The following is a 20,729-nucleotide window of genomic DNA, read 5'->3' as shown; positions in this document are numbered from 1 at the left end:
CGTCACGGGATATGCAGGCGCACGGCGTCGAGAAACGCTTCGGTGTCGTCCACGGAGATGCGAACAGCTGAGGCCGTGACATCTCCTTGTGGCAAGCGCAGGAGCGTGGGAGCTTCGAGCGTGATGTCGATGTCTGTTCCATCTTGGATGACCTGGTTGAGGACCTGATGGTCGCCTGATCCGGTGAGCGCAAGAGTGGGCGAATCCGACAGCGACCTGCGCCGCTTCTCGACGACCGCGATGACCTCCCAGGGGAGGTCGATGTCCACCTCCCCGCCATTGCGGACGCGGATGCCCGCGGGGCCGACCGCGTGTGGCTGGGTGTAGTACGACAACAGCATCCCCAGCATGGTCATGACGCCCCAGATGCCGAGCGCGAGCAGCGGAAAGCGCACCGCCGGCCAGGGGTGGGTGATGAGGTCGATGATCGGCACTTCGATCGCGGAGAGCACGAGGAAGACGATGAGAATCGTGCGGACGGGCTTGTCATAGCTGTGCGCGGAGGCCCCTTCCGGAACGCGCGGGCGCCGCGTGATGGCGCGTCCAATGCTGCGCCAGCCGGCCACCTCAATCGCGGTCCCCCGGGCCACCAGATGACGTGCCCGCGCGGAGCCGTGCAGTTCGGGGCCGATCTTGCGAGGGCCCGTGTCGGCAAGCGCGTGAGGTGTGGCGTCCATCTGGAGTCTTTCGGCGGGGTGAGGATGGCAAGAATGCGGTGATAGGTGGCGGGCGCGCTACCAACCAGTCTTTTCAATACACTCGTAATGTAAAGCGTTGAGTCAGCGATTGTCAATACAAGTGCAATGTGAAAAGCTGTGGGCATGCCCAAACGCGTGGATCATGAAGGACGCCGTCGAGACATCGCCGCGGCTCTTCTGCGCGTCGTCTCTCGCGACGGCCTGGATGCCGTGAGCCTGCGCAATGTCGCCACAGAAGCGGGCGTCACCGCGGGGATGGTGCAGCACTACTTCCCTTCCAAGGAAGACATGCTGCAGCACGCAATGACATTCGCGAGCGAGCGGTACGAGCAGCGCATCACCGAACGGCTTGGCGCGCTGGGGGCAGAGCCTGAGCCGCTTGCGGTCATTCGATCGCTGGTTGGGGGCCTCATCCCCCAGAGCCCTTCAGAAGTCGAGGACGCACGCGTCGCCCTGGCATTCCAGGCCTATGCCGCGAACAACCCCTCCGCTGCCGCGCGGTTGAGCGAAGGCAATGACGCCTTGATCGGGCACATCAGTCACCTCCTCGGCGGTGCGCCTGAAGGAAATCTCTCCCTCGTGGCCACATCACTGCTGGCCGTTGCAGAAGGCCTCGCGGTGATGACTCTCAGTGCGAAACTGCCCGCGGAACACGCGTCAGAGGCGCTTGACACTGCACTGAAACTGCTCACCTCGCCGGCTTAGCCGAACCCGCCTCCGCCGCCACCACCGAAGTCGCCACCCGGCGCCATGTCGGTGAAGCGCGAGAAGTGGCCCTGGAAGGCGATGGGGATCGTCGCGGTGGGACCGTTACGGTGCTTGGCGACGATGAGGTCGGCCTCGCCCGGGCGCACGTCCTTGTCGTAGACGGAATCGCGGTGCAGCAGCATCACCATGTCGGCGTCCTGCTCGATCGAGCCGGACTCACGCAGATCGCTGATCGCGGGCTTCTTGTCTTGGCGCTGCTCAGAACCACGGTTCAGTTGCGAGAGCGCGATGACGGGAACCTGCAGCTCCTTGGCGAGCAGCTTCAGCGCACGTGAGAATTCCGAGACCTCTTGCTGACGAGACTCGACGCGCTTGCCGCTCGTCATGAGCTGGAGGTAGTCGATGATCACCATGCGCAGGCCGGCACGCTGCTTGAGGCGCCGGCACTTCGCGCGGATCTCGACGAGCGTCATGTTGGGGCTGTCGTCGATGTACAGCGGAGCGTCGTTGATGCGCCCGCGGGTCGCGGCGACGGTCGTCCAGTCACGCTGGTCCAGCGTGCCCTTGCGCATGCTCTGGAGCGGCACGGAGCCCTCCGCGCTGAGCAATCGCATGGCGATCTCGGCGCGCCCCATCTCAAGCGAGAAGAAGATCGACGGCTGGTTGTGTCCGATGGATGCTGCACGGGCGAAGTCCAGAGCGAGCGTCGACTTGCCCATGGCGGGACGGGCGGCGATGACGATCATCTGTCCGCCGTGCAAGCCGTTGGTCAGCTCATCCAGCTCACGGAATCCCGTGGGCACACCCGTCATCGAGCCATCGCGACCACTCGCCGCTTCGATCTCTTCGAGCGCGGAATCGACGGCGATCGTGAGCGGGACGTAGTCTTCGGTCTCCTGCCCACCGGTCACGGAGTAGATCTCTGCCTGCGCATTGTTCACGAGGTCGGTGGCATCGCCTTGGCCGTCGTAGCCCATCTGCACGATGCGGGTTCCGGCATCCACGAGCTTGCGCAGGATCGCGCGCTCGGACACGATGCTCGCGTAGTAGCCGGCATTGGCGGCCGTCGGCACGATGGAGGTCAGCGAGTGCAGGTAGTCGGCACCGCCCGCGCGTCCGAGGTCGCCCGACTTGATCAGCTCATCGGTGACGGCGACGACGTCGGTCGGCTCACCGTGCGAGTAGAGCGTCAGGATCGCGTCGAAGATGAGCTCATGCTTGGGGACGTAGAAATCGGTGCCGCGGAGCGTCTCGATGACGTCGGCGACCGCGTCCTTCGAGAGCAGCATTCCACCCAGGGTGCTCTGCTCGGCGATCAGGTCGTGCGGCGGGGTGCGCTCGGGTCCGCGTCCTCCTCCGAGGCGCTCGTCCGAGATGTCAGCAATCGACACGTGACCCCTTCCGCTGTCAGCGACCTGTGCGCGCCCGCCCGGATTCCGAGGTCGCTTCGCTGCCTGGATCGGGCCGCGGCGACCCTGACACAACAAGACCACAGGCCTCGGACATCGGGGGGCTCCCCCACGCTACGAGCGCCCTTATCCCCACGCAACAGAGCCTGTGGATAACTGTGTGGAGAGTGTGCGAAGAACTCCGGCATGTCTGTGAACAAGCTCTGTGGATAACTGTGGGAACAACTCAATGGTTGCCTAAGGTATTTCCCTTTGACCTGGTATTTGTTGTTTCCCCAGGATGTGGATAACAAGCGACTTAAACCCCACGTTGAAGGTTTGTCAGTGATCTATGCACGTGTGTACAACTGTGGGGAAAGTCAAGTCGAAACCGCGCCGGGCGCGCCTCCGCGGAATCACGCGGTTTCTGTCCGAGCTCGGAGAAAGTCGGGCTAGACGGATGCCCCGGTGAGGAGTACATTCGGCTCCTACAACCCCAGCTCCGTGCAAGACGTTCCTTCAGAGGGGAAGGTGACGTGGACGCTCTCGCGTGTCGGACCCGCCGTGCCATCACCGGCCTCCTCGGTGGTGCCGTGGTCGTGCTCGGCTGGGTTGTGCTGACCATCGCGCTGAGCTCCGGATCCGCGTCGGCGGTCGAGCGCCCGACCGGGCAGCTCGAAGACCTCACGTCCGTGGTCAGCGACACGACGTCATCGATCACGTCACCGGTGTCCGACGTTCTCGGTGCCGTCGAGACGGCGATCGCCCCAGAGCCGGTCGTCGACGGTGTCACCGAGGTCGTCGAGCCCCTGCCGGTCGCCGGGCCACCCGCTGCCGCGATCGTGGAAGACGTCACCGGCGTCGTTCCGGTCGTTGTCGACACGGCCGTCGATACGGTCGACACGGTGCTGGACGTCGTCGATACGACGGTTGGCACAGTCGGCACGGTCGGCTCCGCACTGGACGACACTCTGGCTCCGGTGATCGGGGTCGTCACTCCCGTGGTCGACGACATCGTCGCCCCCATCGTCGAGATCGTTCTTCCCGGGGTGACGACTCCGAGACCCGAGGTCACGCCACCAACGCCGGCATCACCGGTTCCCACTCCCGCTCCGGTCGCACCGGACGCGATCGCTCCCAGCGCTGCGCTCGTGGCCTCCGTGCCCGCGACCGCGGGGACGTTCAGTCGCACACCGGCCGGAAACGCATCATCGGCATGGCAGACGGATGCTGACGACATCCCGCTGTCCGCAGCGCCCTCGCCGCCGACATCACCCCAGGGCCCCGCGCACGCACCGCCGGGAGTTGCGCCCTCTGCGTCCGCTTCCGGCGGCGCGGGAGGATCAGGTGGGATGGCCGGGCACCTTCCCGGCACCTATGGCAGGACGCTCCTTGCGTCCGCACACGCATCCGGCGCCGCCAGCGAGGCGCTGCCGTCATCTCCGACGTTCGACTCTGACTCCTCACCTGACTGACCTGCCTCGAGCCGCCACAGAGGCGGAAGAACCCGCGCGCTCGCGCGCCATCACTCGAAGCAATCAGTCAGGAGTTACATCATGCGTACATTCATCAAGCGGGCCCTGTGGGGCCTGCTCCTCGCCGGCGGGGTCACCCTGCTCGGCGCGACAGCCGCCAACGCGGCAGAGACCTCCGGCGAGGAGGGACTGCTCTCAGGCACGCAGATCCTCACGCCTGTCACAGCACCGTTGTCGCTCGTGGGAAACGCGATCTCAGTGCTCGGCACGTCCGTCGTGGACGCGCCGGCACCCGCCCCGGTTCCCGAGCCTGCGCCCTCACCTGACGCGGTGCTGGCGCATGGCGAGGAAACCGCCCCGGTGACCTCCGGGGATGACGGCGCAGCATCCGGCACACAGGCGGTCGTCACTGTGAACGTGCCGGTGTCCGTCACCGACAACGCTCTCGGGCTGCTGGGAACGGCCCAGGCGGAGTCCACGCCTGCGCCGCCCGAGACGTCGGCAGCCCCGCCGGTGATCACCACCAGCGGCATCGACGGGCTGCTCTCCGGCACGCAGGCGCTGCTTGACGTCACTGTGCCGGTGGACGTATCCGGAAATGCCATCACCGTGCTCGGCGACAGCACGGTGTCGCAGGCACCCGCTGGCGCGACGGCCCCGGCACCCGCCCCGGCACCCGCTCCCGCGCCGAACACCTCCGGTGATGACTCGATCCTCGGCGGCACGCAGGTGCTCGCTCCGATCGCAGTTCCGGTGAGTGTCGTCGGGAACGCGATCGCGGTGCTCGGCGACAGCTCATCGGCAGGGTCGCCCACGACGGGCCCGTCGACGGGCGGATGGTCGACCCCGACCACGGGTGGTGACGGCTCGCTCCTGGGCGGCACGCAGCTGGGCCTCCCGGTCTCAATTCCGATCACTGTCGGCGGCAACGCCATCGCCGTTCTCGGCACCAGCGTCGTGGAGACACCGGGAATCACCCCCGGGACCGATCCGGGGACGGACCCCGGCACGGACCCTGGTACAGATCCGGGCACTGACCCCGGGACCAACCCCGGCACCACTCCCGGAACGAACCCGGGAAACCCCCCGACGGGCACGCCCGGATCGACGCACGCGTTCGCAAGTGCCAGCGGTTCGATGCCGATGCTGGCTTCGACGGGTGGGGCGGCGCCGGTCGCGCTGGTCGTTCTGAGCCTGCTGCTGCTCGCGGCCGGCGGGTTCGCTCTTCGCGGTCGTCGCGCCTAACTGAATCGCGGTGAGGGATGCCTCGGCATCTTAAGGCCCGAGGCATCCACCCCCGCACCAATGCGGAACGGCCCCTGTCCCGAGGGACAGAGGCCGTTCCGGAGGCGTCGCGCCTTACTTGGCGGCGACGACCTGCAGCGTGATGACGGCGGTCACGTCGTCGTGCAGACGAACCGTGGCCTGGTGCTCGCCGACGACCTTGATCGGGGCGGGGATGTGCACCTTGCGCTTGTCGATCGCGCCGAGGCCAGCTGCAGCAACAGCGTCAGCGACGTCGGCGGTCTTGACCGAACCGAAGAGACGGCCTTCGCCGCCTGCCTTGACGGCAAAACGCACCTTGGCGCTCTCCAGCGTGTTCTTCAGGGCAACAGCGTCGTCGCGGTCGTGGATCGCGCGTGCCTCACGGGCAGCACGGATCGACGCAACCTGCTTCTCGCCACCGCGCGTCCACGCGACAGCAAAGCCCTGCGGGATGAGGTAGTTGCGGGCGTACCCGTTCTTGACCTCGACAACGTCACCGGCTCCACCGAGCCCGGCGACCTCATTCGTAAGAATCAGCTTCGACATGATGGGGCTCCTCCTTAGCGGCCAGCGCCGGCGTAGGGCAGGAGAGCCATCTCGCGTGCGTTCTTGATCGCCTTGGCGATCAGACGCTGCTCCTGAACCGAGACACCGGTGATACGACGGGCGCGGATCTTTCCACGCTCCGAGATGAACTTGCGGAGGGTCGCGACATCCTTGTAGTCGATGACACCAACGCGGATCGACTTCGCGGGAGCGGCGTTCTTCGCGCCCTTCCGCGGCTTGCGGCGGTCGCCGCTCGACTTTCCAGCCATGGTTTTTCCTTAGTTTTTTGCGGATGCTGCCGCGCTATGCGCGCGCATCCCGAGACTTGATCAGAACGGAGTGTCGTCGCCGAAGCTGCCCGGAGTGCTCCAAGCATCTGCGCTGGTGGACGAGCCGGGGGTAGACCACGGCTCTTCCGACACCTGCTGCTGCGCAGGACGAGACTGTCCGCCGCCGCCACCGTTCGAGGCAGCGCGGGTGACCTGCGCCGTGGCGTACCGCAGCGAGGGGCCGATCTCGTCGACCTCCAGCTCGATCGCCGTGCGCTGGTTGCCCTCGCGGTCCTGGTAGGAGCGCTGACGCAGACGGCCGGTCGCGATGACCCGCATGCCCTTGGTCAGTGAACCTGCCACGTGCTCCGCGAACTCACGCCACACGGACGCGCGAAGGAACAGCGCTTCGCCGTCCTTCCACTCGTTCGCCGCACGGTCGAAGTTGCGAGGCGTCGATGCGATGGTGAAGTTCGCCACCGGCAGCCCGTTCTGCGTGTAACGCAGTTCGGGGTCGGCCGTGAGGTTTCCCACCACGGTGATGACGGTTTCGCCGGCCATGGGTCTTAGGCCTTCGCTGCCTTGGGCTTGCGAGCAGCCTTCTCCTCGGCGCGCTTGGCCTCAGCAGCAACCTGTGCGATTGCTTCTTCGGCGCGGAGCACCTTGGTGCGGAACACGAGCTCGCTCAGACCGAGCTGACGGTCGAGCTCCTGCGTGGCCTCGCTGGTGGCGGTGAAGTTCACGACGGCGTAGATGCCCTCGTTCTTCTTGTTGATCTCGTAGGCGAAACGGCGCTTGCCCCAGACGTCGACCTTGTCAATCGAGCCACCATCGTTGGTGATGACCTTCAGGAACTTGTCGAGGTTGGGGGCAACCTGGCGCTCATCCAGCTCGGGGGTCAGAATGACCATGAGCTCGTACTGGTGCGTCACTTACCCACCTCCTTCGGACTAGAACGGCTCCCGGGACTTTCCCGGAAGCAGGAGGGTGTGTTGCACGTGTCTGTCCGTAGCCGGCGATTCCGGATCTGGGCAGACAACCTCAACAGTCTAGCCGAAGTCGAGGGTGCCGCACGACACGCCCGAGTGGCACGCAACCGGGGCTCGCGTCATCCCGCGTGCGCATCTCCTCAGAAAACGCAGGAATCAGCCCGTTCGGCGCACGATTTCTCGGAAAGCCCGCAACACTGAGGAGTTGTGACCGCACGTGCCCCGTGCGCGACTGCCCCACTGCCCCGGAGGACCCATGAGCGTGAGCTTCGACCCCCGCCCGTTGACCGAGCCGGTGGATCCCCGTGAGGTCGCGGCCTACACGAAGGCGACGCGCTCGAACACCTCTGCTGGATCTGTCGTCGGCATCGTGATGCTCTCGCTGATCGGTCTCGTCGCGGCCGGCGTCCTGCTGCCCGTCGGAGTCGCGATGATCGGTGAGCTGTTCCTCGCCGGCGAGGTGTTCTCGAGCATCATGGCGATCGTCGCGACTCTCGCGGCACTTGCCCTTCTCCTCTGGATCATCGTCAAGGCCGTGCAGCGCTCGCGCATCCGCCACTACCGACTGCACCGTTTCGCGGAGGCGAACGGCATGACCTACATCCCGCGGATCGACAGGCCCAACCTGCCGGGGATGATCTTCCACGAGGGCGACAGCCGGATGGCGGAGCGGATCGTGCGCGGCGAGCGTCCGCGCTTCGTCGAGTTCGCGAACTACCAGTACGAGACAGGCTCGGGAAAGAACCGCACCACCCACAACTGGGGCTACATCGCGGTCCGGCTGGATGCGCCTCTGCCGAACATCGTGCTCGACTCGAGCGGCAACAACTCGCTCTTCGGATCCAACCTGCCGAACAGCTTCAACAAGAAACAGCGCCTGGGGCTCGAGGGCGACTTCGACAAGCACTTCGCCCTCTACTGCCCCGCAGGCTACGAACGCGACGCCCTCTACCTCTTCACGCCCGACATCATGCAGCGCTTCATCGACAAGGCCAGCCGCTTCGATGTCGAGATCGTCGACGACTGGCTGTTCCTCTACGCACAACGGGACATCTCGACTCTCGACCCGGCGACCTGGGAGCGGATGTTCGACATCGTCGCCGCCCTCATGGTGAAGTTCGACCAGTGGGGTCGCTGGCGCGACGAGCGTCTCGACGCACCAGCGGCAGTGGATGCCGCATCGACGCTGCCGTTCGTCGCGGCGCTCTCCGCTCCCGTCGGCGTCGCCCCGCAGGGACGCCGGCTCAAGCAGAGCGTCCCGTGGGTGCTCTTCATCGTGCTCGGCGCCGCGGTCGGGTTCGGACTGCTCACCTACTTCCTGTAACGGTCGCCCGCTGGCCGCGCAGTATTCACGGTGCACACCTGCCCATCAGCTCGCGGAGAGTGCGAAGCTGGATGTGCGGCGATGCCGCCGCGCTTCGCCACGACCGAGGGCGCATCCGCCCTCAGATGAGGAGCAGGTATGAAAGCCATCCAGTATCGCGAGATCGGCAAAGGCCCGGAGCTCGTCGACATCCCCACACCCGAACCCGGGCCGGGTCAGATCAGGCTGAAGGTCACCGCGGCCGGGCTCTGCCACTCGGACTGGTTCATCATGAGCCTTCCGGCCGAGCAGTACGCCTACGGACTGCCGCTCACTCTCGGTCACGAGGGTGCGGGTATCGTCGACAAGCTCGGCGACGGCGTCGAAGGCATTGAACTCGGCGGCTCCTACGCGATCTACGGCCCATGGGGATGCGGCCAGTGTCACGCGTGCGCACAGGGCAAGGAGAACTACTGCACCCGTGCCGCCGCGCTGGGCATCGCCCCTCCGGGACTCGGCGCTCCGGGTGCGATGGCCGAGTACGTGATCGTCGATGACGCACGTCACCTCGTGCCGCTCGGCGACCTCGATCCGATCGAGACCGTCTCCCTCACCGACGCGGGCCTCACCCCGTACCACGCGATCATGTCGTCGGCGAAGAAGCTTCGCGCCGGAGCGACCGCGGTCGTGATCGGAACCGGTGGCCTCGGCCACGTCGGCATCCAGGTGCTGCGCGCGGTCTCGCCGGTGACGGTGATCGCTCTCGACATCAGCGAGGAGAAGTTGTCTCTGGCCCGCGAGGTCGGCGCGCATCATGCGCTGATGTCGGATGCTGCCGCGGTCGAGAAGATCCGCGAGCTCACCGGCGGTGTAGGCGCGGAAGCCGTCTTCGACTTCACCGGCGTGCAGCCGACGCTCGACATCGCGCGCCAGGTGGTCGCCGTGGACGGCGACATCCAGATCGTCGGAATCGGGGGTGGCATCCTGCCGACCGGCTTCTTCTCCACGCCCTTCGGCGCCTCGGTGCGCGCGCCCTACTGGGGCAGCCGCAGCGAGCTGATCGAGGTGCTCGATCTGGCCCGCACCGGATCGGTCGGGGTGCACGTCGAGCAGTACTCCCTCGACACGGCGGTGGAGGCCTACGAGAAGCTGCACAAGGGCGAGGTGCGCGGCCGCGCGGTCGTCGTGCCGTAGCTCCTGCTCCTCGCACACTTCGGGCTCGCGGTCAGGTGGCTGCGAGCCCGAAGTGTGCGAGCTCTGCCTCGTCCAGCATCCGGGAGCGGGTGATGAAGCGCTGACCGGTCGGCGACTCGACCGAGAAGCCTGCGCCTCTGCCCGGGACGACATCGATCGTGAGGTGAGTGTACTTCCAGTATTCGAACTGCGATTCCGACATGAAGACGTCGATCGCCGCATCCACCCCCACATCCAGCGTGCCCAGATTCACATCGCCCGGCCCGGTGAGGAACATGCCCACGGGGTAGCACATGGGGGCCGAACCATCGCAGCATCCGCCCGACTGATGGAACATCAGTGGCCCGTGCTGCGCGGTGAGCTGACGGAGAAGGGATGCCGCGGCATCCGTCACCGCGACTCTGGTGAAGTTCATGCGTCCGCTCCTCTCACACTCCCCCGTACCCGGGTGGGCGCCAGCGGCGACGCCCGCCCGGGAGCGGATCAGAAGAAGCCCATCGGGCCTTCGGCGTAGGAGACCAGGAGGTTCTTGGTCTGCTGATAGTGATCGAGCATCATCTTGTGGTTCTCGCGACCGATGCCCGACTGCTTGTAGCCACCGAAGGCGGCGTGCGCCGGGTACTGGTGGTACGTGTTCGTCCAGACGCGACCCGCCTCGATCGCACGCCCGGCACGGTACGCGGTGTCGCCGCTTCGGCTCCACACCCCGGCACCGAGACCGTAGAGGGTGTCGTTGGCGATGCCGATCGCATCGTCGAAGTCGTCGAAGCTCGTGACCGACAGCACAGGTCCGAAGATCTCCTCCTGGAAGATGCGCATGTCGTTCGTGCCCTCGAACACCGTCGGCTGCACGTAGAAGCCCTCGCTCAGATCACCGCCGAGATCGGCGCGCTCCCCACCGATGAGCAGCCGCGCACCGCCCTGCTTTCCGATGTCGATGTACGACAGAATCTTCTCGAGCTGGTCGTTGGACGCCTGGGCGCCGATCATCGTGTTCGGGTCGAGCGGGTTGCCCTGGCGCACCTTCTGCACGCGATCCAGACCGTCGGCGAGGAAGGTGTCGTAGATCGACCGCTGGATGAGGGCACGGGAGGGGCAGGTGCAGACCTCGCCCTGATTGAGGGCGAACATCGTGAAGCCCTCAAGCGCCTTGTCGTAGTAGGGGTCGCTCGTCGAACGTGCGACGTCCTCGAAGAACACGTTCGGGCTCTTGCCTCCGAGCTCCAGCGTCACCGGGATGAGGTTCTGCGACGCATACTGCATGATGAGCCGCCCCGTCGTCGTCTCGCCGGTGAAGGCGACCTTGCGGATGCGCTTGTGCTGCGCGAGCGGGGCGCCCGCCTCGATGCCGAAGCCGTTGACGATGTTCACGACGCCGGCGGGGATCAGGTCGCCGATGAGGTCGAAGAGGAAAAGCAGAGAGGCCGGAGTCTGCTCGGCGGGCTTGATCACGATGCAGTTGCCCGCGGCGAGCGCAGGAGCGAGCTTCCACGTCGCCATCAGGATCGGGAAGTTCCACGGGATGATCTGCCCGACCACACCGAGCGGCTCGTGGAAGTGATAGGCGACCGTGTTCTCGTCGAGTTGGCTGATGCCGCCTTCCTGCGCGCGCAGCACTCCTGCGAAGTAGCGGAAGTGGTCGATCGCGAGCGGGATGTCGGCGGCGAGCGTCTCGCGCACAGGCTTGCCGTTCTCCCACGTCTCGGCGACGGCGATCTCTTCGAGATGCTGCTCCATGCGGTCGGCGATCCTGTTGAGCACGACGGCACGCTGCGCGGGACTGGTCTTGCCCCAGCTGCCGAAGGCCTTCCAGGCGACGTCGACGGCGCGGTCGATGTCCTCGACGGTGCCGCGGCCGACCTCGGTGAACGGCTTGCCGTTGACTGGGCTGACGTTCTCGAAGTATTGGCCCTTGACGGGTTCGACGAACTCGCCGCCGATGTAGTGACCGTAGCGGGCGCGGTACTTCGCGATGCTCCCGGGCTGCCCGGGTGCGGCGTATGCGGTGGACACGTCTTCTTCGACGATGGTCATGGTGTCTCCTTTGACAGGTCCGGGAGTGGTTCCGGAGATGCCTCGGAGCGTACGCGCGCGAAGGTTGCATGCAGTTGCGCCCGCGAGTGGGGCGCTGCAGCTACCCGTCGTTCAGCGCCTCCAGACGCGCAACGACCCCTGCACGCTTGGGCGAGCGGGCGGGCAGCAAGCTGAGGCAGAGCCGCAGGGCTTCATCATCCTCAGCGCCGAGATCGGTGTCGATGTAGTTCAGAAGGACCTCGACGCTGGCTTCGGACAGCATCGCTTCCCGCAACGCTGCGCGCACGCTCTCGCGTACCTCTTCGACGCCGGGAGAGGTCGAGTCCGGCAGCACGTCTCCGCGATACGCGGCGAGCGCCACACGGTGCGCACCGCGATCAAGTAGCGACAGCAGGTGCTGCGCGTCGGTCTCCACGTCAGCGGGCAGGCGGTAGGGCCGCGATTCGGGCACGAGCGCGGGCGCGTGCTCCTGCAGCATCCGACGCAGCCGCACCATCTCCGCGCGCAGTGTGACGAGTGCTTCGGAATCGTCGTAGACGAGTTCGGCGAGGCGCTCCGCCGAGAGCCCCTGACGGTGGGTGGAGAGCATGAGCAGGATCTCCGCATGCCGTGCGCTGATCGGAACCGCGGTCGATGATCGCTCGGATGCCGCTTCGAGCAGTCCGCGATCTCTGCCGAGAACGCGCAACGTGAAACGGGACGCGTCCGGACGGCGCCTCTTCGCCTTGACCGGCGATTGTTCGGCGCGGGCGCGCAGCCGCGAGACGAGCAGCTCGCCCTCGATCGCCCGCGCCGTGGCATCCACGAGCAGCTGCGCCTGTGGAGTGATCGCCGTGGCATCCCCGGTGACGTCGATCACACCCAGGATGCGGCGCGTCTCCGGATCGTGCACGGGTGCCGCGGTGCATGACCACGGCTGAACCAGCCTGTTGAAGTGCTCGGCGCCCAGGATCTGCACGGAGCGTCCGAGCTCGAGCGCGGTGCCGGGAGCGGATGTGCCGACAGCGGCCTCCGACCAGTTCGCACCCTCGGTGAAGCCCATCTCGCCGGTGAGGGTGCGGATGCGATGGTCGCCCTCGACCCAGAGCAGACGGCCTGCTTCATCGCCGACGGCGACGACCACACCGGACTCGCTGGCCCCGCCCGGCAGCAGCAGCCCGCGCACCATGTCCATGACCCCCGCCAGCGGATGCGCGCGACGATGCTCTTCAAGAACGGCATCTCCGAGATCGAGCGGTGGCAGGGCTTCGACCCCGACGAGCTGCGCCATCGACCTTCGCCACGAATCACGGACGAGCGGACGCACATCTGTCAGACGCGGATCGACGACGTTTCCCGCGACGAGCTCCTCGTGCGCGCGCTCGATCATCAGTCGTGATGTCTCTGGCGAGACCTCACGTCGCGAAGACCAGGGCGAGACCATCGGATTCCGATCGGCGGTGACGGGTCTGGTCAGTCTAGGCTTCACGTCGGCTCGGCGGCAGGGGCGGCGCACCGAGCCGACGCGAAGGGCTCAGACCGACAGAGAGACGACAGCCGCTCCGCCGAGGACCAGCACCACGCCGATGATCTGCACCACACGCAGTCGTTCCTTCAGGAACCACCATCCGAGCAGCACGGTCACGGCGGGGAACACCGAGACGCAGACGGCGACGACGGAGAGCATTCCGGTCTCGGCGGCGATCGCGAAGAAGAGGTTCGCGAGGAAGCCCAGCACGCCGATCGCGACGATCCCCACAAGCGGCCAACCGGATGCCCGGGGAGCGACCCGCACGACGGCCAGGGCGATCAGGTAGAGCACCAGCGTCGTCAGCACGTTCGCGAGCAGCGTCGCCGACACGTCATAGGCACTCCCCCATGCAACGGCGAGATTGTTGGTGCCGAACCCGAGCGCGGCGAGCAGGGCGAGCAGGATCGGCTTGATCCCGCCGGTTCCGCCCTTGAGCTCGGGCCCGCTCGCCAGCACCGTTCCGAGAACCGCCACGATCATCCCGATGACCAGGAGCGACCCGGGAGAATCCCCGCCGACGAGGCCGGCGACGACGGGCACGAGCACGCTGAGTGCGGCGATCGGCGCAACGACGCCCATTGTGCCGATCGCGAGCGCGCGGTACAGGGCCGAGACGCCGACCGCGGCGCCGATGCCGCTCACGACACCCCAGAGATATCCCCCACCGGGGTCGCCGCCGATGGGCTCGGCGATCAGCCGCGGAACCACTGCGGCCGTCGCGACGAGCTGCGACAGCACCAGCACCGTGAGCATCGGAACGCGGCGCGAGAGCGCACCACCGAGGAAGTCCGCCGTGCCGAGGAATCCTGCGGCCAGCAGAGCGAGAATCGCGGTCATGCGGCCGGTCCCGAATGCAGTGCGACGGTGTCGACGAACTCCTCCGCATCGCGCGGACGCGTTGCCCACCCCAGCTCTGCGGCGAGGCGCATGAGCTGTGGCGGCTCGACAGCGGCCTGCGCGATCACCTCTCCGCTCGCGAACACCTCTCCGGGCGTCCCGTCTGCACGCACCTCACCCTGCGTCATCACGATGACGCGGTCGAAGTTCTCCACGCAGAAGTCCATGTCGTGGGTGATCGCGATGACCGTGCGCCCCTCGGATGCCACGTGCTGCACGATGCGCGCGATCGTCTCGACGCCGCGCGCATCCTGTCCTGTCGTCGGCTCATCGAGCACGAGGACGGGAGTGCGCATCGCCAGAACTCCGGCGAAGGCCACGCGCTTGCGCTCGCTCAGAGAAAGCTGATGCGGGTGCACGTCGGCGTGATCGGCGAGCCCCACCGCCTCCAGCGCCGCCCGCGCCCGCGTGTCGGCCTCCTCGGCGTCGAGGCCGAGGTTGCGCGGCCCGAAGGACACATCGGCGATGACGGTGCGCGCGAAGATCTGCTCATCCGGGTTCTGGAACACGTAGCCGACCCGCGCAGACATCTGCGCGATGCTCTGATCCGCCGTCGTGGTGTCGCCGACGTGCACGGTTCCGGAGCTCGGAGCGTTGATGCGGTTGAGGTGACGCACGAGAGTCGTCTTCCCCGCGCCGTTCTGCCCGATGATCGCGACACGCTGCCCCGCAGGGATCGTGAACGTGATCCCCTTCAGTGCTTCGACGCCACTGGGATAGGTGAAGCGCACGTTGTCGAAGCGCACATCCAGGCCGGTCATGATCTCTCCGTTCCGAACGCGACGACCGCGTCTTCCACCGAGACGGGCAACGTCTGCGACGTCTCGAAGCGCCCCTGCGCAGCCAGCATGCGTGCCGCCGTCGTCACTCGGGTGCTGCCGATCCCCCACTCCTCGGTGCGCGGATCGGCGAGGATCTCCTGCGCGCCGCCGATCGCCGCGATCGTGCGATCGGCGATCACCGCGATCCTGTCGGCATGCTCGCGAAGAAGTTCGAGCTTGTGCTCCAGGATGATGACCGTGGTCCCGGCATCGCGCAGCGCAGACAGCACGTCGAACACCATCCGGGTTCCGGCGGGGTCGAGCTGTGACGTCGGCTCATCCATCACGAGCACGGGGGTGCGCATCACGATCATCGAGGCGATCGCGACGAGCTGCTGCTGTCCGCCCGACAGTGCGTAGGGCGAGCGATCCAGCAGGTGACTGATGCGCAGCAGCTCGGCGGCCGCCTGCACCTGGTCGATCATGTCGGCGCGCGGGGTGCCGATGTTCTCCAGCCCGAAGGCGATCTCATCGCGCACCGTGTACTTCGCGCCGGAGATCTGGTTGAACGGGTTCTGAATGACCAGACCGACCTTCGACACAGCGTCCGAGAGGCGCACACCGGCGAGGTCAGTGCCGTCGACGACGACGGAACCGGAGAGCTCGCCGCCGTCGACATGCGGGATGAAACCGGCGATCGCCTTCGCGAGCGTGGTCTTTCCCGCTCCGGATGCGCCGACGATGCCGAGGATCTCGCGCTCGGGTACGTGCAGCTCGATGTTCTCGAGCGCGAAGACCTCCGCGTCGGGGTAGGCGTATGAGACGCCGTCAAGGGTGATCACAGCACTCCTGTCACGATGGGAAGGACGATGGCGACGATCGCGAGCGCGGGCATCACCCAGCGTGCGATGCGCTGGCCTGTGGTGTCGCGCACCGGAGTGAGCGCGGTGCGCCGAGCGCCTGATCCGAAACCGCGCGCCTCCATCGCGGTGGCACGCTCCTCGACGTCGGTGAACATGCCGAGCACGAGCGGGCTGAGCAGCGGCATCATCGCCTTGATCCGGCCGCCGATCCCGCCGCCAACGGCCAGCCCTCTGGCCTGTTGCGCGAGAAGGATGCCGTCGGCACGGTCGCGGAACGCGGGAATCAGCTGCAGCGTCGAGCTGATCACGTAGCTGAACTTCGGGGACATGCCTCGGGCGGTGAGCTCGGAGAGCAGGTCACCCGGGTGGGTGGTGAGCACGAAGAGCAGCGAGGCCAGCACGAGGCAGACGATGCGCGAGCCGATGCCGAGCGCGAACTGCAAGCCTTCCAGCGTGACCGTGATGATGCCCCACTGGAAGACGGGTGTCTTGCCGCCCGGGAACGTGAGTCCCTGCACGATGAAGAGCACCAGGATGATCGGCAGCAGGATCGCACCGCCGAGCTTGAGCAGCCGGCCGCCGCAGCCGGAGACCACGGCGGCCGGGAGGACGACGGCGACGACGCCGAGCGCGGCTACCCACCAGTACGGGATCGCGAAGATCACGACGAGGAGGGTGAGCAGTGCCACCAGCTTTGTCACGGGATTGAGTCGGTGCACCGGCGACGGCCGGTCCACGTACAGCGTCGACGCCATCAGGTCACGCTCCGCTGCTGCGCGGGGTCACCGGTGCTTTGCCGAAGACCCGGTACTGCCGGACGAACGGGAATCTCTGCAGGAACCTGGCGGGAAGCGCCGCGAGGATCAGCACCACGATCGTGAAGGTGATCGCCTTGTCGAGCGGATCGGAGAGCAGCCCCTGCAGTGTGGTGGCGCCGAGCAGTGATTGCCCCATCGCCTGGAAGGCACCGACGATCGCGCCCGTGCCACCTCCCGTCGCTCCGCCGAAGATGAACGCCGAGATCGGCGCCGAGATCATCGCGGCCACGATGCCGGTGATCGCGCCCGCCACGGGGGCGAGGTAGAAGCGACGGAACATGCCCATGCGCGCCGCGTATCCGGCGAGTACGCCGATGACGACCTGCACGACGGCGAAAGGCAATGCGATCGGGCTCAGGGTGAGGCCCCAGATCACGTTCGTCAGGATTCCGGTGACCACACCGGCCGCCGGTCCCGCAAGCGCCGAGACCAGCACGGTGCCGATCGAGTCGACGTAGACCGGAAGCCCGAGAACGGCCACGATCTGCCCGACGACGATGTTGAGCGCGATCGCCACCGGGATCATCGCGATCGTGGCGGTGGGCAGGCGGTGGATCGATCCGGCTGCGAGCAGCACGGCACCGATGACGTAGCCGGCGATCGCGATGAGCGAGGCCTGGCTTGTGCTGCTCTCAGCGACCTCAGTGGGCTGGCCGATTGCGAGGTACAGGTACGTCGCGATGATGACGGCTGCGCCGACCGCGATCAGGACGGTATTGCGAACGCGGTGCGGATCCGCAGGCTTCGCGGGTGTGGTGAACATGAACGCCTCCTTGCATTCGTTCGGATGGGTGGTTCGTGCGCTTTCTTCTCAGCCGACTTCGCGTGCGAAGCGGCCGACGCGGTCGATCACCATGCGGAAGAACTCCGCCGGGTCGGTGTCGACGACGATGTCCGCGTTGGGCTCGCGGCCCCACATTCCGCGCCAGTCGGCGACGGTCTGCCCGCGGGTGAGGGTGCCGGCGAGTTCGACGTCGACGGTGGCGGCACGGGTCGTGCCGAGCGAGGGATCGAGCGCGATCGCCGCTGCGAAGGGGTCGTGCATATGCGCCAGGAACCCCTGGTCCTGGTCTCGGTGGAACTCCATGTAGAAGCGCACGGCATCAGAGAGGTGCCGGATGACGGTGTTGCTCGCCGTCGAGCGCAGGCCGAGCGCGTCATCGGGTGAGATGATCTCTGCGGGGGTGCTGCCGGCCGCTTCAGCCAGCGCGGCGATGTGCTCCGGCTTCATCTCGATGCGCTCGGTCACGTCCAGCGCGCAGATGACGGGTCGTCGATCCGCGGGAACCACGGAGAATGCGTCGAACACGATCTTCGCGGCATCCGGATCCACGGCGATGTTCCACTCGGTGGTCGGCGTGGTGTTCCCCGGGTAGTTGAACGCGCCGCCCATGATCACGAGGCGCTTGAGCAGCAGCGGAAGCTCCGGGCACAGCTTGAGGGCGAGCGCGAGGTTGGTGAGCGGGCCGGTGACGAGTCCAATGACCTCACCGGGCCGCGAGCGGACCGTGTCGATCCACACCTCGGTGGCGTGGCGTGCGGAGATCTCCTGGGTGGGCGCAGGCAGCTCGGCATGGCCGATGCCCTGCGGTCCGTGCGTCTCCTCGGTCGTCATGAGCGGCTGGATGACGGGGATCTCGGCCCCGAGTGAGACCTCCACCCCTTCACGACCGCAGAGCTCCAACCAGGCGAGGTTGTTGATCGCGACCTGCCGCGCGGGGACGTTTCCTGCCGTGCAGGTGATCGCGACGATCTCGGCTTCGGGGCTCGCCAGCAGGTAGAGCAGGGCGAGAGAGTCGTCGATGCCGGTGTCGACGTCGAGGATGAGTGGGATGCGGGTGGTGGTGCCGGTCACGGATGCTCCTTTGCAGACGCGGATTCGGGAAGGGAGATGCGGTCGGCTAGGACAGCATCTGATCGAGAAGTGCGGGTGACAGATCGGGGTGCCGAGCGCCGCGAACCGTCACAGTCGCGGCGCCCGCGGCGGACGCGCGACGCGCGGCCTCCGGAAGGCTGTGGCCCTCGGCGATCGCGGCGACGAGCGTGCCGACGAAGGCATCTCCTGCGCCGACCGTGTCGAGCGCGGAGACGGAGAGTGTGGGAATCTCGGTGAGCTCGCCGTCGCGAGTGGCGAGGAGAGTGGAGTCGGATCCGCGGGTGACGACGATGTCAAGGTCGAGACGTGCGGCGCTGCGGCTGATCTCCGCTGTGGCCTTCGCATCGAGTCCGAGCAGTTCCTCTGCTTCCGGCTCGTTGACCACGAGGATATCGACCGCATCGAGCAGCGTCTGTGCGGCCGCGACGGCCGGAGCGGCGTTCAGGACGACCCGCGCTCCAAGGCCTCGGGCCTGCGTGGCGATCCTGGCAACGGCGGCCAGCGGGATCTCCAGCTGGAGTACGACCGTGTCGTCTGCCGCCAACGGGGGCTGCTCGTCGGTTGACCATTCGAGATTGGCGCCCGGGGCGACCACGATGATGTTTCCGCCTTCTGCATCGACCGCGATGAAGGCCTGGCCCGTCGGTGCGTCCACCCTGCGTACAAGGGAGGTGTCGACGCCCGCCGCGGCGAGTTCGGCGCGAAGCACATCTCCGGCTTCATCCGCGCCGACGGCGCCGACCATGAGCACGTCGGCTGTGCGCGCCGTGCGCGCCGCCGCGTAGGCCTGGTTCGCGCCCTTTCCTCCTGAGGATCGCGCGGTCCCCGACGCCACGGTCGTCTCGCCGACGACGGGGATCCGCTCCACGGCGAAGGTGACATCGGCGTTGAGCGATCCGCACACCACCACACGACCCGTCATCTTTCATCTCCGTTCGTGGGGCTTGCGCCACCGTCTCCTGAATGGGTCTGCACGCTCGCGCCGTCGATGAGTCGCACGGGCAGGACGACATCGCCGGCCGAAGCGCCGGAGATCACGTCGAGCAGCAGGGCGCATGCCCGCTCCCCGAGCTCTCGGATCGGTTGCGCGACCGTGGTGAGCGCCGGAGCGGTGAACCGTGCCAGCTCGATGCCGTCGAGCCCGATCACAGACAGGTCTTCGGGCACGGAGACGCCACGAGCCGCGCAACACGCGAGCACCCCGATCGCGCTGAGATCGTTGGCTGCGAACACGGCAGTGATGCTGTCGCGGGCGTCGAGGATCTGCTCGGCCGCGTGGAAGCCGCCCTCTTCGAGAAAGTCGCCATGGAAGACGAGATCGTCGCCGGCGGGCAGGTCAGCCTCACGGCAGGCGCGCTCCCACCCACGGCGGCGCAGGGCCGAGACCGCCAGTTTCTCGGGGCCGAGCACGTGGGCGATACGCCGGTGTCCCCGGGTGATGAGGTGGCGCGTGGCGAGGTGCGCCGCCTGTTCCTGGTCGACGCTCACGCTGGGTGCTGACCCGCTACCCGCACGGTCGAGGAAGACCCCGGGGATGCCGTGAAAGAGATCGTCGTCGGCAGAATCGAGCTCGCTTGCGACCACGATCACACCGTCGACCTGCTTGCGTCGCAGCGCGGCAAGGCGATCGGCGAGGCGGTGCGGGTCGGAGGGCGCGTCGAGGAGCAGAAGCAGCTGGTCGCCCTCGTCGGCGACGGACTGCACTCCTTTGACCAACTCCGGGAAGAACGGGTTTGTGATGTCCGGCACGAGCAGAGCGATGGTCTGCGTGGCCTTGGCCACGAGCGAACGCGCAACCTCGTTGGGCTGATAGCCCAGATCGGTCGCGATCTTCACGATGCGCTCGCTTGTCGCCGCCGAGACACCGGGGCGCCCGTTGAGCGCGCGGGACACGCTGGCGATCGAGAGTCCCGTCGCCTGTGCCACGTCGTACACCGTTACAACCACGTCGCTCCTTTGCGAACGTAAGCGCTTACGAATTGGTCAGGAGCCTAGCCCTGCGCACTGCCGGTGGCAAGCATGGCTTTCAGAACGCAGCCCAGATCAGCGAGAATCCGCGGAAACAGGGGGCTCTCGGGAGCGGGCCATCCGTGCGCTATCTTCTTCTGGATACTACTGCGCATACCGTGGTAGT

22 protein-coding genes are annotated in these 20,729 nt (G+C 66.9%); 5 read left to right on the top strand and 17 right to left on the bottom strand.

Annotation, left to right across the window (positions count from 1 at the left end):
- Positions 1-2 precede the first annotated feature (2 nt).
- A complete protein-coding gene (locus AC1REM_RS03500; RefSeq protein ID WP_492513344.1) occupies positions 3-677 on the bottom strand; it encodes a hypothetical protein in 675 nt (224 codons plus the stop codon).
- Between the two features lie 144 nt (positions 678-821).
- On the opposite strand from AC1REM_RS03500, the gene AC1REM_RS03495 reads away from it, so the two are divergent.
- A complete protein-coding gene (locus tag AC1REM_RS03495) occupies positions 822-1,403 on the top strand; it encodes a TetR/AcrR family transcriptional regulator (protein ID WP_492513343.1) in 582 nt (193 codons plus the stop codon).
- Here AC1REM_RS03495 and dnaB read toward each other — a convergent pair.
- Positions 1,400-2,797, bottom strand: a complete 1,398-nt coding sequence (dnaB, locus tag AC1REM_RS03490) for a replicative DNA helicase (protein ID WP_489968260.1) — start codon at positions 2,795-2,797, stop codon at positions 1,400-1,402. The two genes, AC1REM_RS03495 and dnaB, sit on opposite strands and share 4 nt — an antisense overlap.
- A 533-nt stretch (positions 2,798-3,330) precedes the next feature.
- Between dnaB and AC1REM_RS03485 the strand changes: the two genes are divergently transcribed.
- Both AC1REM_RS03485 and AC1REM_RS03480 read left to right on the top strand, forming a co-directional pair.
- Positions 3,331-4,269 (top strand): hypothetical protein, encoded by a 939-nt coding sequence (locus AC1REM_RS03485; RefSeq protein ID WP_492513342.1) that lies wholly within the window; start codon positions 3,331-3,333, stop codon positions 4,267-4,269.
- A gap of 81 nt (positions 4,270-4,350) precedes the next feature.
- The gene (locus AC1REM_RS03480; RefSeq protein ID WP_492513341.1) at positions 4,351-5,514 is read left to right on the top strand and encodes a chaplin family protein; all 1,164 of its coding nucleotides are present in this window, start codon (positions 4,351-4,353) and stop codon (positions 5,512-5,514) included.
- Between the two features lie 114 nt (positions 5,515-5,628).
- Here the strand turns inward: AC1REM_RS03480 and rplI are convergent, their stop codons facing one another.
- The 4 genes from rplI to rpsF are packed head-to-tail and all read right to left on the bottom strand — an operon-like array spanning position 5,629 to position 7,282.
- Positions 5,629-6,081, bottom strand: coding sequence for a 50S ribosomal protein L9 (gene rplI, locus AC1REM_RS03475; protein WP_492513340.1), 453 nt, complete (start codon positions 6,079-6,081; stop codon positions 5,629-5,631).
- Between the two features lie 14 nt (positions 6,082-6,095).
- Positions 6,096-6,350 (bottom strand): 30S ribosomal protein S18, encoded by a 255-nt coding sequence (rpsR, locus tag AC1REM_RS03470; protein WP_040168021.1) that lies wholly within the window; start codon positions 6,348-6,350, stop codon positions 6,096-6,098.
- 60 nt (positions 6,351-6,410) lie between these two features.
- The gene (locus AC1REM_RS03465) at positions 6,411-6,911 is read right to left on the bottom strand and encodes a single-stranded DNA-binding protein (RefSeq protein ID WP_204938615.1); all 501 of its coding nucleotides are present in this window, start codon (positions 6,909-6,911) and stop codon (positions 6,411-6,413) included.
- 5 nt (positions 6,912-6,916) lie between these two features.
- Complete coding sequence (rpsF, locus tag AC1REM_RS03460) at positions 6,917-7,282, bottom strand: 30S ribosomal protein S6 (protein ID WP_492513339.1); 366 nt, start codon at positions 7,280-7,282, stop codon at positions 6,917-6,919.
- Between the two features lie 313 nt (positions 7,283-7,595).
- Between rpsF and AC1REM_RS03455 the strand changes: the two genes are divergently transcribed.
- On the top strand, positions 7,596-8,663 hold the full coding sequence (locus tag AC1REM_RS03455; RefSeq protein ID WP_492513338.1) for a hypothetical protein: 1,068 nt from the start codon (positions 7,596-7,598) through the stop codon (positions 8,661-8,663).
- A 138-nt stretch (positions 8,664-8,801) separates the two neighbouring features.
- Positions 8,802-9,836: an NAD(P)-dependent alcohol dehydrogenase gene (locus AC1REM_RS03450; RefSeq protein WP_492513337.1), complete on the top strand. Its 1,035-nt coding sequence runs from the start codon at positions 8,802-8,804 to the stop codon at positions 9,834-9,836.
- A 31-nt stretch (positions 9,837-9,867) separates the two neighbouring features.
- On the opposite strand, the gene AC1REM_RS03445 is transcribed toward AC1REM_RS03450, so the two are convergent.
- The 11 genes from AC1REM_RS03445 to AC1REM_RS03395 all read right to left on the bottom strand — a co-directional run bounded on the left by AC1REM_RS03445 (position 9,868) and on the right by AC1REM_RS03395 (position 20,542).
- The gene (locus AC1REM_RS03445; protein WP_492513336.1) at positions 9,868-10,251 is read right to left on the bottom strand and encodes a DUF779 domain-containing protein; all 384 of its coding nucleotides are present in this window, start codon (positions 10,249-10,251) and stop codon (positions 9,868-9,870) included.
- Positions 10,252-10,319: 68 nt separating this feature from the next.
- Positions 10,320-11,870, bottom strand: coding sequence for an acetaldehyde dehydrogenase ExaC (exaC, locus tag AC1REM_RS03440; RefSeq protein WP_204938599.1), 1,551 nt, complete (start codon positions 11,868-11,870; stop codon positions 10,320-10,322).
- A 100-nt stretch (positions 11,871-11,970) separates the two neighbouring features.
- Positions 11,971-13,293: a GAF domain-containing protein gene (locus AC1REM_RS03435; RefSeq protein WP_492513335.1), complete on the bottom strand. Its 1,323-nt coding sequence runs from the start codon at positions 13,291-13,293 to the stop codon at positions 11,971-11,973.
- A 90-nt stretch (positions 13,294-13,383) separates the two neighbouring features.
- Positions 13,384-14,217 (bottom strand): EamA family transporter, encoded by an 834-nt coding sequence (locus AC1REM_RS03430; protein ID WP_204938597.1) that lies wholly within the window; start codon positions 14,215-14,217, stop codon positions 13,384-13,386.
- Positions 14,214-15,038: an energy-coupling factor ABC transporter ATP-binding protein gene (locus tag AC1REM_RS03425; RefSeq protein WP_204938596.1), complete on the bottom strand. Its 825-nt coding sequence runs from the start codon at positions 15,036-15,038 to the stop codon at positions 14,214-14,216. Before AC1REM_RS03425 ends, AC1REM_RS03430 begins: the two co-directional genes overlap by 4 nt.
- Positions 15,035-15,880, bottom strand: a complete 846-nt coding sequence (locus tag AC1REM_RS03420; RefSeq protein WP_204938595.1) for an energy-coupling factor ABC transporter ATP-binding protein — start codon at positions 15,878-15,880, stop codon at positions 15,035-15,037. The genes AC1REM_RS03425 and AC1REM_RS03420 overlap by 4 nt, the downstream gene beginning before the upstream one ends.
- Positions 15,877-16,656, bottom strand: a complete 780-nt coding sequence (locus AC1REM_RS03415) for an energy-coupling factor transporter transmembrane component T family protein (RefSeq protein WP_492513334.1) — start codon at positions 16,654-16,656, stop codon at positions 15,877-15,879. The genes AC1REM_RS03420 and AC1REM_RS03415 overlap by 4 nt, the downstream gene beginning before the upstream one ends.
- A gap of 4 nt (positions 16,657-16,660) precedes the next feature.
- Entirely contained in the window at positions 16,661-17,482 is an 822-nt protein-coding gene (locus AC1REM_RS03410; RefSeq protein ID WP_492513333.1) for an ECF transporter S component, read from the bottom strand.
- Positions 17,483-17,530: 48 nt separating this feature from the next.
- Complete coding sequence (locus AC1REM_RS03405; protein WP_492513332.1) at positions 17,531-18,574, bottom strand: nucleoside hydrolase; 1,044 nt, start codon at positions 18,572-18,574, stop codon at positions 17,531-17,533.
- 46 nt (positions 18,575-18,620) lie between these two features.
- Positions 18,621-19,517, bottom strand: coding sequence for a ribokinase (locus AC1REM_RS03400; protein WP_204938592.1), 897 nt, complete (start codon positions 19,515-19,517; stop codon positions 18,621-18,623).
- Complete coding sequence (locus tag AC1REM_RS03395) at positions 19,514-20,542, bottom strand: LacI family DNA-binding transcriptional regulator (protein WP_492513331.1); 1,029 nt, start codon at positions 20,540-20,542, stop codon at positions 19,514-19,516. The genes AC1REM_RS03400 and AC1REM_RS03395 overlap by 4 nt, the downstream gene beginning before the upstream one ends.
- Positions 20,543-20,729 lie beyond the last annotated feature (187 nt).

It is taken from the genome of Microbacterium sp. GW823-FHT02G05, assembly GCF_058797175.1.
Note: the sequence above shows the minus strand (reverse complement) of the source record. Positions and strands in the feature narration are given on the sequence as shown.

What these genes read in the sequence shown, in the direction of transcription:
- AC1REM_RS03430 (WP_204938597.1), bottom strand. Translation starts at nt 14,217, where the DNA reads ATGACCGCGATTCTCGCTCTGCTGGCCGCAGGATTCCTCGGCACGGCG.
- AC1REM_RS03455 (WP_492513338.1), top strand. Translation starts at nt 7,596, where the DNA reads ATGAGCGTGAGCTTCGACCCCCGCCCGTTGACCGAGCCGGTGGATCCC.
- AC1REM_RS03410 (WP_492513333.1), bottom strand. Translation starts at nt 17,482, where the DNA reads ATGTTCACCACACCCGCGAAGCCTGCGGATCCGCACCGCGTTCGCAAT.
- AC1REM_RS03445 (WP_492513336.1), bottom strand. Translation starts at nt 10,251, where the DNA reads ATGAACTTCACCAGAGTCGCGGTGACGGATGCCGCGGCATCCCTTCTC.
- rplI (WP_492513340.1), bottom strand. Translation starts at nt 6,081, where the DNA reads ATGTCGAAGCTGATTCTTACGAATGAGGTCGCCGGGCTCGGTGGAGCC.
- AC1REM_RS03480 (WP_492513341.1), top strand. Translation starts at nt 4,351, where the DNA reads ATGCGTACATTCATCAAGCGGGCCCTGTGGGGCCTGCTCCTCGCCGGC.
- AC1REM_RS03450 (WP_492513337.1), top strand. Translation starts at nt 8,802, where the DNA reads ATGAAAGCCATCCAGTATCGCGAGATCGGCAAAGGCCCGGAGCTCGTC.
- AC1REM_RS03495 (WP_492513343.1), top strand. Translation starts at nt 822, where the DNA reads ATGCCCAAACGCGTGGATCATGAAGGACGCCGTCGAGACATCGCCGCG.
- AC1REM_RS03415 (WP_492513334.1), bottom strand. Translation starts at nt 16,656, where the DNA reads ATGGCGTCGACGCTGTACGTGGACCGGCCGTCGCCGGTGCACCGACTC.
- AC1REM_RS03435 (WP_492513335.1), bottom strand. Translation starts at nt 13,293, where the DNA reads ATGGTCTCGCCCTGGTCTTCGCGACGTGAGGTCTCGCCAGAGACATCA.
- AC1REM_RS03425 (WP_204938596.1), bottom strand. Translation starts at nt 15,038, where the DNA reads ATGACCGGCCTGGATGTGCGCTTCGACAACGTGCGCTTCACCTATCCC.
- AC1REM_RS03500 (WP_492513344.1), bottom strand. Translation starts at nt 677, where the DNA reads ATGGACGCCACACCTCACGCGCTTGCCGACACGGGCCCTCGCAAGATC.
- rpsR (WP_040168021.1), bottom strand. Translation starts at nt 6,350, where the DNA reads ATGGCTGGAAAGTCGAGCGGCGACCGCCGCAAGCCGCGGAAGGGCGCG.
- AC1REM_RS03465 (WP_204938615.1), bottom strand. Translation starts at nt 6,911, where the DNA reads ATGGCCGGCGAAACCGTCATCACCGTGGTGGGAAACCTCACGGCCGAC.
- AC1REM_RS03400 (WP_204938592.1), bottom strand. Translation starts at nt 19,517, where the DNA reads ATGACGGGTCGTGTGGTGGTGTGCGGATCGCTCAACGCCGATGTCACC.
- exaC (WP_204938599.1), bottom strand. Translation starts at nt 11,870, where the DNA reads ATGACCATCGTCGAAGAAGACGTGTCCACCGCATACGCCGCACCCGGG.